This window comes from Crossiella sp. S99.2 (assembly GCF_023094165.1).
Classification (GTDB): domain Bacteria; phylum Actinomycetota; class Actinomycetes; order Mycobacteriales; family Pseudonocardiaceae; genus Crossiella.
In genome coordinates, this window is the sequence record NZ_JALMDK010000023.1 from 63,614 (window position 1) to 76,283 (window position 12,670).

The window sequence follows — 12,670 nt, forward strand, 5'->3', positions numbered from 1 at the left end:
CGTCGCCAGGAAAGAAGGACATCTGTATGACGACGCGAACGCACAGGTCGTCGAGTCGAATGGTTCGTCTGGTCGCGGCCGGGGCGGCACTGGTGCTGGGCCTGACCGCGTGCGGTGGCGGCGGTGACGCCGGCACTCCGAAGGACACGTCGGCCGGTGCCGCGCCGGGTTACCCCATCACCATCACGCACAAGCTCGGCACCACCACGATCAAGGCCGCGCCCAAGCGGATCGTGGTGCTCGGCGAGACCGACCAGGACGCCCTGCTGGCACTGGGCATCCAGCCGATCGCCACGATCAAGACGAGCATGGCCGACGGCATCGCGCCGTGGAGCAAGGCCAAGGTCACCGGCGCCACGCCGACCCTGCTCACCGTGGGCGACAACGGCATCGACGTCGAACAGGTGCTCAAGCTCGAACCGGACCTGATCCTGGCCGGCTACGACTTCTACATCGACAAGTACTGGAAGAAGCTCAACGACATCGTGCCGACCACGGCCTTCCAGACCGGTCCGGTGGAGGACACCTGGCAGCAGGTCACCCGCCAGGTCGGCCAGGCCGTCGGCAAGTCCGCCGAGGCGGACAAGCTGGTCACCGAGGTCGAGGGCAAGATCGCCGGGATCAAGACGAGCAACCCGGAGCTGACCGGCAAGAAGTTCGCCTTCGGGGTCACCGGGCGGACCGGCACGATGAACGTGCTGAAGTCGGCAGGGGACTCCGCGAGCAAGCTGTTCGGCGAGTTCGGCATGGTGCTGCCGCCGGCCATCCAGCAGCTCCCCGGGGCGAGCTTCGCGGCCGAACTGAGCGCGGAACGCTTCGACGTGCTCGACCAGGACGTGCTGGTCACCTACTACAACGGCAACCAGCAGCACCAGCGCGAGGTCGAGCAGAACCCGCTGTTCAGCAAGCTCAAGGTGGTCAGCAAGGGCGGCAACATCGTCATCGACCTGACCGAGTTCTACTCGATCCGCAACCCCTCGCCGCTGGGCATCCCGTACGCCATCGACAAGATGGTGCCGAAGCTGTCCGCCGCGGTGAAGAAGACCGCTGCCTGATGCCGGACTGAGCCGGTGAGTCCTGCCGGCCCAGCGCACAGGACCGGGGCCGCGCTGCTCGTCAGCGCGGCCCTTGTCGTTGTGCGGTAACCGAGGACTCCGTCCAACACCGAACACAGGGGGGAAACACCCACATGACAACCGGAACCCGACTACTCGCGGCCGCGGCCACCGCACTGCTCGGCCTCGGCACCCTGGTCGCCTGCGGCGGCGGTGGCGAACAAGCCCCGCAGACCACCGCATCCACCGACGCCTTCCCGGTCACCCTCAAGCACAAGCTGGGCAGCACCACGATCACCGCGCCGCCCAAGCGGATCGTGGCGCTCAGCACCGCCGACCAGGACGCGCTGCTCGCCCTCGGTGTGCAGCCGATCGCGATGGTGCGGATGGACGGGCACCCGGACGGGATCACCCCGTGGGCCAAGGCGAAACTCGGCGGGGCCACGCCCACCCTGCTGGTCCCCGGCGACAACGGGTTCGACCCGGAACAGGTGCTCAAGCTCGAACCGGACCTGATCCTGGCCAACTTCGACGCCGGCCTGGACAAGTACTGGTCGAAGCTGAACGCGATCGTGCCGACCACCGGGTATGAGACCGGTTCGTACCAGGACAGCTGGCAGCAGGTCACCCGGCAGGTCGGTCAGGCGATCGGCCGGAAAGCCTTGGCGGATCAGGTGATCGGCGAGGCCGAGGCCAGGATCGCCGGGGTCCGCAAGACCAATCCGGAGCTGACCGGCAAGAGGTTCGGCTACTTCGTGGCGGGCCAGGCGGGCACCGTGCACCTGCTCAAGTCCACTGAGGACACCGCGACCAAGCTGCTCGGCGAGTTCGGCCTGGTGCTGCCGGACAACATCCGCAACCAGCCCGGCGGCACCTTCGCGGTCGAGCTGAGCGCGGAGAAGTTCGACCTGCTCGACCAGGACGTGCTGCTCAGCTACTACGGCAACGAGCAGCAGCGGGACGCGGTCGAACAGAACCCGCTGTTCCAGAAATTGGCCGTGGTGCGCAAGGGCGGCAAGCTGATCCTCGCGCTGCCCGAGTTCCACTCGATCCGCGCGCCGTCACCGCTGAGCATCCCCTACGCCATCGACAAGCTGGTGCCGATGCTCTCCGCCGCGGTGAAGAAGACCGCGGCCTGAGCATAACCGTTGTGAGATAAGGAAGGGCGGTCACCCGCACCCCGGGTGACCGCCCTCGTACGCGGTTGCCGCCGGCCCCGAACCGCCGGCCGCCGCTGGTCTAGTGCGCGGCCGCGACCACGCGGCCGGACAGCTGCTCGCTGCCCGGCACCGGCTCGGCCGGATCGTTGCCCAGGGCCAGGATCCGGTTCCGCTCATCCACGTGCACCACGTGCGGGACGTGCGTGGCCCGCTCTTCCTCGGTGAACTCCGCGAAGGACATGATGATCACCATGTCCTCGGGGTGCACCAGGTGCGCGGCCGCGCCGTTGATGCCGATCACGCCACTGCCGCGCTCGCCGGTGATGGCGTAGGTGGTCAGGCGGGCGCCGTTGGTGATGTCGACGATGTGCACGACCTCGCCCTCGACGATGTCGGCCGCTTCCAAGAGGTTCGCGTCAATGGTCACCGAACCGACGTAGTGCAGGTCGGCCTGGGTCACGGTAGCCCGGTGGATCTTGCCGTTCATCAACGTACGCCGCACGTGGCGCTCTCCTTCGTAGCACGTCAGGTGAGAAGTCAGTCCGCGGCGCGCATGGCCTCGACAAGGCTCTTCGGGCGCATGTCGGTCCAGCTCCGCTCGATGAACTCAAGGCAGGCGGCCCGGGAGTCCTTGCCGAAGGCGACCGTCCAGCCTGCGGGCACGTCCACGAAGACCGGCCACAGCGAGTACTGGCCCTCCTCGTTGACGAGGGCGTAGAACGTGCCGTTCTCGTCATCCAGCGGGTTCATCCACAACTCCTTGAGCGACTGTCCAAACGTCTCGCAGCTTAGGTTAGGTAAAGCTAACCTTGCAACCATCTGTGACGCGTTCGCGCTCGTCCGCGCTGGGTCCGCTCAACGTGGCTTTACGCAGCTCAGGCAAGGCAATCGCGAGGCCGACCACGCCGAGCACGCAGACCGCGCCACCGGCCACCAGGGCCATGCCGGAACCGAGCAGCCGGGACAGGCCGCCCATCACCGCGTTGCCCGCGGAGGTGCCGGTGGTGGCCTGCGCCAGCCACATGCTGCCCACCCGGCCGAGCAGCCGTTCCGGGGTGTGGTGCTGCAACAGGGTGCGGCGCAGGATCTCCGAGATGGTGTCGGCCGCGCCGGCCACCGCCAGGAACAGCAGCGCCACCCACAGCGCCGGGCTCAGCCCGAAGCCGATCACGGCCAGGCCCCACAACAACACCGAGCCGATCAGCACCAGTCCGGAGCGGGCCACGGTCGCGGTCCAGCCACTGGTCAGCGCGGCCAGGAAGGCGCCGACCGCGGGGGCGGCGTAGAGCAGCCCGGTGGCGAACTCGCCGCCGAAGACGGCCACGCCCATCTCCGGGAACAGCACGTACGGCATGGCGAAGACCATCGCGCAGACGTCGATCAGCAGCAGGCCGGTGACCACCCGGCTGCGCCGCAGGAAGGCGAAGCCCTCCACGATGGAGCGCACTGGGTGCGCGTGTTCGACCGAACCCTCCGGCTCCAGCTTGGGCAGGAAGGCCAGTAGCACCGCGCCGAGCAGGAAGGTGGCCCCGTCGAGGGCGAAACACACGGCCAGGCCCCAGGATTCGGCGATGAACCCGGCCAGCAGCGGGCCGACCATGGCGCCGATCTGGGTGGTGATCGCGGTCAGTGCGCCCGCCGCGGCCAGGTTCTCCGGGCCGACCAGCGCCGGGGTGGCCGCGATCAGCGCGGGCGCGCCGAGTCCGCTGATCAGCCCGGCCGGGATCGCGGTGACGTAGATCAGGGCCAGGCTGGGCGAGTCCAGGGTGGCGTTCCAGGCCAGCAGGCCCAGCACCAGCACCATGCCCAGCCGGGTGGTCACGATGATCAGGCGTTTGCTCGCCCGGTCGGCCAGCACGCCGCCGGCCAGCAGCCCGACCAGCAGGGCCACCCCGAGCACCAGGCTGACCAGGCCGACCTGCAGCGAGGACCGGGTGATGGCGAAGATCTGCAGGTTGACCGCCACCACGGTGAGGTTGGTGCCGACCATGGCGATCACCTGCACGGCGAAGACCAGCCGGAACGGCGGGCTGCTGCGCAGCGGGGCGGTGTCCATGACGAACTGTCCGAGTCGCACCCCCGGAACTTACCTTAGGCTTACCTAAACCCGACATCCGGCGCGAACGGTTGCGTTCCCCCAGGCCCATCCCGCTCGTTAGCAGGAGTGACGGAGTACACCGACCAGCGGTTTTTGATCGGGAGGAACAAATGAGAGCGCTCTTTCCAGGAAACAGGCCGGATCATGGGATGTAGTTCCTTCGAAGGATGACAACGGACGATCAGCACAGCATTGTTGACCCCTCCCTGAAATGCTTCGACCTCCTCCGCCATTGGAGTCGGGCGTGAACCAGCTGCGCACGGGCATGGACCCGTGGAAAGTCCTCTCCCGCGATCTGGCCCCGCTGATGCGGGCCGAGGTCCCGGATGTGGCGAACCAGATACTCGGCGAGATCCAACGCGGTATACCCGAGTACTCCCGGCCGCTCGACGAGTCGTTCGGGCAGATCATCAGCGATGGGATCGAGTACGCGCTGATGCAGTTCGTGGACCGGGTGGCCGACCCGGGCGCGCCGAAACCGGCGATCGCGGAGATGTACCGGCGACTGGGCCGCGGTGAGTTCCACGAGGGCCGCAGCCTGGACACGCTGCAGCGGGCCTACCGGCTCGGCGCGCGGATCGCCTGGCGGCGGCTGACCGACTTCGGCGAGCGGGTGCACCTGTCGGTGGACACCATGCGGCTGCTCGGCGAGGCGGTGTTCGCGCACATCGACGAGCTGGCCGCGCTGTCGGTGGAGGGCTACGTGGCCGCCCAGCAGCGGGCCACCGGCGCCAGGGAACGCCGGCGCCGGCGGCTGCTGGAGGTGCTGCTGGCCGATCCGCCCAACCCACGGCACCTGGTGATCGAACTGGCCGCGGCCGCCGAGTGGGAGTTGCCGGACCGGGTGTGCGCGGTAGCCCTGGAGCCGCGGCCGGACCGGGTGAACAAGGGCGAGCCACGCCTGGACCGGGCCATCCTGGTCGATTTCGAGGGCAGTGCGCCCTGCCTGCTCATCCCGGCCGGCGCCGAGCAGGAGCGGCTGCTGGACCGACCGCTGCAGGACTGGCTGGTCGCGGTCGGCCCCACGGTGGAGCTGGCCAACGCCGCCGAATCGCTGCGCTGGGCCCGGCACGCGCTGAACCTGATGCGCGCGGGCACCCTGCCCGCGCTGGAGGTGCAGCACTGCGCCGACCACCTGTGCACGCTGTGGCTGCTGCACGAGGACTTCCTGCTCGACGAGCTGACCACCAGGGTGCTGGCGCCGCTGGCCGAGCTGACCCCGCGCCAGCGCGAGCGGCTCACCGAGACCCTGCTGGCCTGGCTGGAGACCCGCAGCGGCGCGCCCGAAGTGGCCGCCCGGCTAGGCATCCACCCGCAGACCGTGCGATACCGGTTGCACCAGCTGGAGAGCCTGTTCGGGGAAACGCTGACCGATCCGGCGGCCCGCTTCGAGCTGGAACTCGTGCTGCGGGCCGCCCGGCTGCGCCAGTCAGGAACGGCTGGTCCGCCCGGTCAGTCGAAGCCGCCGGTCAGGTAGCGGTCCCGGGTGGTGGCGCGGCACACCGCCCCATCCGGGGTGCGCGGCAGCCGTCCGCTGTCCACCAGCACGACCCGGTCCAGCACCAGGCCGTGCCGGGCGGTCACCGCGCGCCGGACCTGACCGGCCACCTGCTGGGTGGAGCATTCCCGGACCCGTTCGGCCACCAGCACGGTGAGCACCCGGTCGAACTCGCGCACGGTGAACACCGCGGCCTGGTGCGCGCGCAACGCGGAATGCGCGCCGCCCACGGTGGCCTCCACGTCGTAGGGGTAGTGCTGGCGGTCGCGCACGGTCAGCAGTTCACCGACCCGGCCGAGCACGTACAGCTCGCCGTCGTCGATCAGGCCGAGGTCCCCGGTGCGCAGCCAGCCGTGCGCCGGGGCGTCCGCGTCCGGCAGGCGGTTGCCGAAGGGCCGCTCGCCCGGCTTGCGCCTGCCCCAGAATCCGGGGCCGAGCGCGCCGGAGACCCAGACTTCGCCGACCGCGCCGTCGGGGAGTGTCCGGCCGTTTGCCGAAGATCCGCTTGCGGGATCGAGCGTGGATCCAGTGGCCACGATCCGCACCCGGTGCCGGGTGGGGGTGCCGCTGGAGAGCAGGGTCAGCGCGTCGGGGGCGTTCTCCGCGCGTGGCTCGGCCCGGCCCCGGCGCAGCAGGGCCCGGTCGAAACCGGTGCGCCGGGGTTCGGCGGTGGTCACCGAGACCAGGGCGGCCGCGCCGACCGGCCCGTAGCCACAGCGCACCGCTTCGGGGCGGAGTCCGCATTCGGCGAAGGCGGCCAGGAACCGGCTCAGCGTCTGCGCCTGCGCGCTGGCCCCGTCCACGAACAGCGCGCGCACGTGGTCCAGCCGCAGCACCGCCTTCTCCTGGGCGCCGATCCGGGCCGCGCAGTAGCCGTAGGCGAAGTCGGGCGCGGCGCTGACCGCACCCGGGTTCGCGGTCAGGGCGCGCAGCCAGCGCTCGGGTTTGAGCAGGAACGCGGCCGGGTCCATCAGCACCGCGCGGGCCCGCACCGCGACCGGCGCGATCACCCCGAGCAGCAGGCCCTCGGCGTGGTGCAGCGGCAGCCAGCTCACCGAGGGCGACTGGCCGGGCAGCGCGCCGATGGACTCGACCAGGGTGAGCGCGTTGTCCACCGCGTTGCGGAAGGTCACCTGGACCGCGCAGGGGGCGCCGGTCCAGGTCGGCGGGTATTGCAGGTAGGCCACGTCGTCGCCGGTGTGCCAGGCCGGTTCGACCTCGGCGCCGATCGCGTCGGGCAGCGCGTCCACCGCGACCACCTCGGGTTTGCGCAGGCCGTGGCTGTCCAGGAACCCGTCCACCGCGGCCAGCTGGGCGCGGGTGGTCAGCACCAGCCGCGGCCCGCAGTCGGCGAACATCGCGGCCAGCCTGCCCACCGTGCCGGGATGGCCGGGCGGGAACAGCGGCACCGCGATGATCCCGGCGCGCAACGCGGCCAGGAAGGCGATCACGTAGTCCGGCCCGTGCGGGGCGAGGATGGCCGCGCGCTGGCCACGGCAGGCGCGGCGCTGGATCCAGGCGGCGACCGCGCTGACCCTGCGGTCCAGCTCGGCCCAGGTCAGCACGACGGCCTCGCCGAGCGGACGGGGACCGTGGTGGTCCAGGAAGGTCAGCGCCGGTTGATCGCCGAACCCGGCCGCCCAGCGGTTGAGGTTGTCCGGCAGCGACAATCCGCCCTGGTCCAGCTTATGGAAGAGCTGTTGCGGAATTAGTGCGGCAGCACGAAAAGACCCGATCACAATGGTTTCTCCTCCGACTTCCCCGAGCTGGACGCTATTTATCAACGAGGAACACTGTCAATAGCCAGGAGGTGAACCCCGGTGACATTCCGCCGACCACAAACCCGGCTCAGTCCCGCCCGCTGGGAATTTTGTGAGCCAGGTGACAAGTCGCCTTACACAATCGGGTGACAACGATTGGGAACCGCGACTTTCTCGTGGCCGTGCCGTTGATCACGACATGGTGGAGTGCCGAACCGAGTCCGAGGCCGCAGTGGCCCTCACCGAGGTGGCCGGGCGTTTGCGCCAGGCGACCGAGGAGAGCTGCCAGTACCGCCGGGCCGAACTGTTGATCGGGATCGCCGAGTCCGTCCAGCGGATCAGCGATGACCTGGAGTGGCTGGTCGCCGCCCAGTACGAACCGGTGCCCCCGCCCCGGGCGGAGCACAGCGCCGAGGTCGTGGTCCGCCAGGCGCGCCTGGAACTGGTGCTGCCCAACGACGAGCTGGCCAGCGTCACGGTCAGCCCAGGCTTACGCGGCCCCGAGTGGAACGCCCAACCCTGGCTGCCGCTGCTCCCGATGAACGGCTCCATCCGCCTCGCCATCGAAGCCGCCCTGCGCCGCATGGGCCACGCCGTCACCGAAGCGATGGTCCCCTCCCCCATCACCGAACACCGCGAAACCTAACCCGCGTGTTGGCCGTTGTCGTACGCCGAGTTGGCCGTTACGGACGCCAAGTTGGCCCAACTCGTACGCCGGCTTGGCCAAAGTCGTACGCCGGGTTGGGCCAAGTGGGCTGGCCGCGGGTGGTCTAGTCCGCTACCACCGCACGCGTCATTCCCACCCCTGCACTCCATGTGATACCAAGTTACCCATGGGAAGTACGCAGGTGAAGACGGACTGGATCCCCGATGCGGAGGTGCGGGACGTCTACTCCCGCCAGTGCCCCTGCCGGGGTCTGCTCGACATGCTCGCCGACAAGTGGACCGCGCTGACCATCGGCGCGCTGGAGGACGGCCCGCGCCGGTTCGGCCAGCTCCGGGTGAAGCTGGAGGGCATCAGCCAGAAGATGCTCACCCAGACCCTGCGCACCCTCGAACGCGACGGCCTGGTCACCCGCACCGTGTACCCGACCGTGCCGCTGCGGGTGGACTACGAGCTGACCGAGCTGGGCCATTCGGCCGCCGAGCCACTGGCCGCGGTGCGCGCCTGGTCCACCGGCAACCTGCCGCAGGTGGTGACCGCGCGGCGGGCCTTCGACCAGCGGGCCGCGGACGTGCCGCAGCCCTCCTCCTAGCCGCTTGTGTCCTCGCCATACCGCGCCGTACCGTCAGGATCTGTCTCAGTACAGGGGAAGCCGGTCAAATCCCGGCGCTGACCCGCAACCGTAGGCGATCTTCCCGATCGCGAGCCGGACTGCCTGACTGAGCTGCGCGGCTTCATCTGTCGAGGACTACAGGGTGGAGCCGGTTGGCTCCCCTGTGCGCCTGCCGGACTCGACCACCGCGAGGAAGGCACTGGGGATGAACCAGATCTGGCGGCGAGCGCTGTCCGCGTTCGCCGGGGCAGCACTGTTATTGACCATGGCCGCGCCACTGGCCGCGGCCGCGCCGGCACCGGTCCCCGGCAGTCCCGGCTACTGCCCGGACGGCAACGGGGTCACCGTGGTGGTGGACTTCCAGGAGCTGGGCGGGGACACCGAGATCCGCTGCGCGCCCGGCGAGCAGGCATCCGGGCTGACCGCGCTGGAGAACTCCGGCTTCGTCGTCGAGGGCACCCGGCGCTGGGGCAAGGCGTTCATCTGCCGCATCCAGGGCAAGCCGGGCGCGGACACCGAACGCTGCATCGACACCCCGCCGGCCAGCGCGTACTGGGCCTACTGGCACGCGCCCAACGGCGGCGCCTGGGCCTACAGCACCTCCGGCGTGACCGGGCGCAAGCCTCCGCTGGGCAGCTTCGAGGGCTGGTCCTTCTCCAAGGACAAGACCGGCAGCACCAACCCGCCGCCGCGAGTGGCCCCGGTCCGGCCCACCGTGGCCGCGCCCAAGACCACGCCCAAGCCGGAGACCAAGACCACGCCCAAGACCGACGACGTCGCCGCGGGTGGTCCGGAGGCGAGCCGCTGGCTGGCCGGCTTTCTCAAGGACGGCCTGCTGCCCGGCATGGTCGGCCCCGAGAAGCCCGACCACGGGCTGACCCTGGACGCGCTGTTCGCGCTGGTGGCCACCAAGGCGGATCCGGCGGCCCAGCAGCAGATCACCGGTGCGCTGGAACGCACCGTGCTGGACTACATCGGCAACCCGTGGAGTGAGAACCCGAACGAACGCCAGGGCGACCAGACCGCGAAAGCACTGCTGGGCGCGGTGGCCGCGGGCGTGGACCCGACCGACTTCGGCGGCGTCGACCTGCGTCAGGAGACGCTGAACCTGATCGCGGGCGCCGACGCGGGCGCGTACGCGGGCGAGCTGCGCGACCGGGACGTGAAACCGAAGTCCGAGACCAACCTGTTCGGCCAGAGCTTCGCGGTGCTGGGCCTGGCCCGCAGCGGCGGAGTCCCGCAGCCGGTGGTGGACTTCCTGGTCAAGCAGCAGTGCGCGACAGGCGGATTCCGGTTGTCCTGGACCAGCTTCGGCGCCACCGGCGCCCGCTGCGACGAGGACCCCACGGCGGTGCTGGACCCGGACTCCTCCGGGATGGCGGTACAGGCCCTGCTGGCCGCGGCCAAAACCGGCAGCACCGGCGCGGCGGACGCGGCCACCAAAGGGCTGAACTGGCTGGAGAGCAAGCAGGACGAGGCCGGCGGCATCGGCGGCTCCGGCCCGACCGCGCCCTCCAACACCAACAGCACCGGACTCGGCGGGCAGGCACTGGCCGCCGGTGGCCGGACCAAGGCGGCCGAGCGGGCCGCCGAGTTCGTCCGCTCGCACCAGCTCACCAAGGACAACGGCGGCAAGGCCAGCGCCCAAGCCGGCGGCATCGCCTGGAACCGCGCCCAGTTCGACGAGGCGGTCAAGGACGGCTTCCCCGAACTGCCGGGCGCGCAGGACTCCTGGCGCCGGGCCACCGCGCAGGCGCTGCTCACCCTGGCCGGGGTGCCGCTCGGTGAACTGGGTCCGGACGTCCCGGACGCGGGCCCCAACGGCAAGCTGGCCAAGTACCTGACCGGCAAACTGGTCAATGGCGACCACGTGGAGGTCACCGCGGGCACACAGTCCTTTGTGGACTACGGCCAGACCGCGGACGTGGCCTACGGCCTGTTGCTCTCCGGCAGGCAGCCCAGCAGCCTGACCAAGGTGCTGGCCTTCCTGGACAAGAAGGACAGCGTCGAGACCTACACCCAGGGCAAGGGCTTCGACAAGCCGGGCGCCCGCTACGCCGGGGCCACCGCCAAGCTCGCCTTTCTGTTCACCCTGGCCGGGAAGAACCCGCGCGCGGTCGGCGGCATCGACCTGGTGGACCAGCTCAGCGGACTGCTCGGGGACAACGGCCGATTCGCCGACATCAGCGATTTCGGCAACAACGCCAACACCTTCGGCCAGTCCTTCGGCATCCTCGCGCTGACCGCGGTGGGTGATTCCACCCGCGCGGACAAGGCGGCCACCGCACTGGTCGCGGCCCGTTGCAAGGACGCCACCATGCCGGTCGGCTTCCCTGCCGCCGAGGGCTGTGCCACTGGCATCCCGGATGCCACCGGCCTGGCCCTGCAGGCGCTCAACGCGGTGCCCAAGGGCGGCGGCGCGCTGAGCCAGGAACGCAAGACCGCGCTGACCGAGTCGGTGCGCGCGCTGGAGAAACTGCGCCAGGGCAACGGTTCCTGGACCGGACCGGGTGGCCAGAACGTCAACAGCACCGCCTACGCCACCATGGGCCTGCTCGGTGTGCGCCAGGAGGCCAAGGACAGCCGCGCCTGGCTGCTCAGCCTGCAACGCCAGGACGGCGGCCTGCCGCTCAACCCCGGCGCCGAGAGCAACCTCCTGGCCAGTGCCCAGGCCCTGCCCGCCACCGCCGGGAAGTCCTTCCTCACCAAGGACAACGGCCCGGTCAAGCCGGCCGAGCGGGTGGCCAAGCCTGCCGACCCGAAACCCGAGCCCAAACCGACCGACCCGCCGCAGCCGGACCCCGCGCCCGGCAACGATCCCGGCCCGGCCCCGCAGCCGCAGTACCGCCCGGTCGCACTGGCCCGCACCGGCGCCGAGGTCTCCGAAACCCTGCTCGCGGGCGCGCTGCTGCTGGGCGCCGGAGCGGCCATGGTGGTGCTGACCCGCAGGCGGCGAGCCGCATGACCGCACTACACAGGCTGATCGTCGTGCTCGCGGTCCTCGCGGGCACGACGATCGGCGCGCCACCGGCCTTCGCCGCGGGCACCCCCGGCTACTGCCCCGACGACACCGGCGTCACCGTGATCATCGACTTCCAGCAGCTCGGCGGCAGCACGATCATCCGTTGTGCGCCAGGAAAACAGGCCAGCGGCCATGCCGCGCTGCGCGCCGCGGGCATCAACATCACCGGCACCGCCCGCTGGGGCGAGGCGTTCGTCTGCCGCATCGAGGGCAAACCGGGCTCGGACACCGAGCCCTGCATGGACACCCCGCCGGCCAGCGCCTACTGGTCCTACTGGCACGCGCCCAACGGCGGCGGCTGGACCTACAGCCAGCTGGGCGTGCTGAACCGGACGCCCCCGCCGGGCAGCTTCGAGGGCTGGTCCTTCTCCAAGGACCGCACCGCCGAGTCCAACCCGGCCCCCCGCATCGCCCCCAAGCGCCCCAACCCCCAGCAACCGCCACGCACCAACCAGCCGCCACCCGGCAACCCACCGCCCCCCGGCGGCAACCCACCACCCGGCGGTCAGCCGCCGCCTGGCGCGAACCCGCCACCCAGCTCGGAAACCCCGCCGCCCAGCGGCGAACCCACCTCGGCGACCACCCCACCGTCCACTTCGGACACGCCAACCTCGTCGAGCGCACCGCCGTCCACCAGTGAGGGCCTGGCCTGGACCGGCGGCGTGGAAGCCGAGAAACCCAAACCGGAGCAGGGTTTCCCGCTCTCCACCGCACTCGGCATCGGCGCGGTGGCCGTGCTCGTGCTCGGCGCGGGCCTGCTGGCCTGGCGTCGCCGCCGCAACGCCGACAACCCGAGCTGA

At 70.6% G+C, this 12,670-nt stretch carries 11 protein-coding genes and 1 riboswitch; of the genes, 7 read left to right on the plus strand and 4 right to left on the minus strand.

What is annotated here, in order from left to right; all coding sequences use genetic code 11:
* The first annotated feature begins 59 nt into the window (after positions 1 to 59).
* Positions 60 to 1,055, plus strand: a complete 996-nt coding sequence (locus MZC64_RS45235) for an iron-siderophore ABC transporter substrate-binding protein (protein WP_247765756.1) — start codon at positions 60 to 62, stop codon at positions 1,053 to 1,055.
* 134 nt (positions 1,056 to 1,189) lie between these two features.
* Positions 1,190 to 2,194 carry an iron-siderophore ABC transporter substrate-binding protein gene (locus MZC64_RS45240; protein ID WP_247765757.1) on the plus strand — a complete coding sequence of 335 codons (1,005 nt, stop codon included), beginning with the start codon at positions 1,190 to 1,192 and terminating at the stop codon, positions 2,192 to 2,194.
* Positions 2,195 to 2,294: 100 nt separating this feature from the next.
* On the opposite strand, the gene panD is transcribed toward MZC64_RS45240, so the two are convergent.
* From panD to entS, 3 genes are read right to left on the minus strand one after another with little or no spacing between them, the layout of a single operon-like run.
* The gene (gene panD / locus MZC64_RS45245) at positions 2,295 to 2,717 is read right to left on the minus strand and encodes an aspartate 1-decarboxylase (protein WP_185003290.1); all 423 of its coding nucleotides are present in this window, start codon (positions 2,715 to 2,717) and stop codon (positions 2,295 to 2,297) included.
* A 35-nt stretch (positions 2,718 to 2,752) separates the two neighbouring features.
* Entirely contained in the window at positions 2,753 to 2,965 is a 213-nt protein-coding gene (locus tag MZC64_RS45250; protein WP_282106942.1) for an MbtH family protein, read from the minus strand.
* Between the two features lie 43 nt (positions 2,966 to 3,008).
* The gene (entS, locus tag MZC64_RS45255; protein WP_247765759.1) at positions 3,009 to 4,292 is read right to left on the minus strand and encodes an enterobactin transporter EntS; all 1,284 of its coding nucleotides are present in this window, start codon (positions 4,290 to 4,292) and stop codon (positions 3,009 to 3,011) included.
* 265 nt (positions 4,293 to 4,557) lie between these two features.
* Between entS and MZC64_RS45260 the strand changes: the two genes are divergently transcribed.
* Positions 4,558 to 5,790, plus strand: a complete 1,233-nt coding sequence (locus MZC64_RS45260; protein WP_247765760.1) for a PucR family transcriptional regulator — start codon at positions 4,558 to 4,560, stop codon at positions 5,788 to 5,790.
* On the opposite strand, the gene MZC64_RS45265 is transcribed toward MZC64_RS45260, so the two are convergent.
* Positions 5,766 to 7,550 carry a fatty acyl-AMP ligase gene (locus tag MZC64_RS45265; RefSeq protein ID WP_247797796.1) on the minus strand — a complete coding sequence of 595 codons (1,785 nt, stop codon included), beginning with the start codon at positions 7,548 to 7,550 and terminating at the stop codon, positions 5,766 to 5,768. The genes MZC64_RS45260 and MZC64_RS45265 overlap by 25 nt on opposite strands.
* Positions 7,551 to 7,770: 220 nt before the next feature.
* Between MZC64_RS45265 and MZC64_RS45270 the strand changes: the two genes are divergently transcribed.
* The 4 genes from MZC64_RS45270 to MZC64_RS45285 all read left to right on the plus strand — a co-directional run bounded on the left by MZC64_RS45270 (position 7,771) and on the right by MZC64_RS45285 (position 12,670).
* Positions 7,771 to 8,217 (plus strand): hypothetical protein, encoded by a 447-nt coding sequence (locus tag MZC64_RS45270; RefSeq protein WP_247765762.1) that lies wholly within the window; start codon positions 7,771 to 7,773, stop codon positions 8,215 to 8,217.
* A gap of 187 nt (positions 8,218 to 8,404) precedes the next feature.
* Entirely contained in the window at positions 8,405 to 8,827 is a 423-nt protein-coding gene (locus MZC64_RS45275) for a helix-turn-helix domain-containing protein (protein WP_247765763.1), read from the plus strand.
* Positions 8,828 to 8,844: 17 nt separating this feature from the next.
* Positions 8,845 to 8,970: riboswitch (cobalamin riboswitch) on the plus strand.
* Positions 8,971 to 9,053: 83 nt separating this feature from the next.
* Positions 9,054 to 11,813 carry a prenyltransferase/squalene oxidase repeat-containing protein gene (locus MZC64_RS45280; RefSeq protein ID WP_247765764.1) on the plus strand — a complete coding sequence of 920 codons (2,760 nt, stop codon included), beginning with the start codon at positions 9,054 to 9,056 and terminating at the stop codon, positions 11,811 to 11,813.
* Positions 11,810 to 12,670, plus strand: a complete 861-nt coding sequence (locus MZC64_RS45285; RefSeq protein ID WP_247765765.1) for an LPXTG cell wall anchor domain-containing protein — start codon at positions 11,810 to 11,812, stop codon at positions 12,668 to 12,670. The genes MZC64_RS45280 and MZC64_RS45285 overlap by 4 nt, the downstream gene beginning before the upstream one ends.

Bases quoted from the DNA above. Each gene is read 5' to 3' on its own strand.
- MZC64_RS45235 (WP_247765756.1), top strand. From the start codon at position 60: ATGGTTCGTCTGGTCGCGGCCGGGGCGGCACTGGTGCTGGGCCTGACC.
- MZC64_RS45270 (WP_247765762.1), top strand. From the start codon at position 7,771: ATGGTGGAGTGCCGAACCGAGTCCGAGGCCGCAGTGGCCCTCACCGAG.
- MZC64_RS45280 (WP_247765764.1), top strand. From the start codon at position 9,054: ATGAACCAGATCTGGCGGCGAGCGCTGTCCGCGTTCGCCGGGGCAGCA.
- MZC64_RS45250 (WP_282106942.1), bottom strand. From the start codon at position 2,965: ATGAACCCGCTGGATGACGAGAACGGCACGTTCTACGCCCTCGTCAAC.
- MZC64_RS45240 (WP_247765757.1), top strand. From the start codon at position 1,190: ATGACAACCGGAACCCGACTACTCGCGGCCGCGGCCACCGCACTGCTC.
- MZC64_RS45275 (WP_247765763.1), top strand. From the start codon at position 8,405: ATGGGAAGTACGCAGGTGAAGACGGACTGGATCCCCGATGCGGAGGTG.
- MZC64_RS45285 (WP_247765765.1), top strand. From the start codon at position 11,810: ATGACCGCACTACACAGGCTGATCGTCGTGCTCGCGGTCCTCGCGGGC.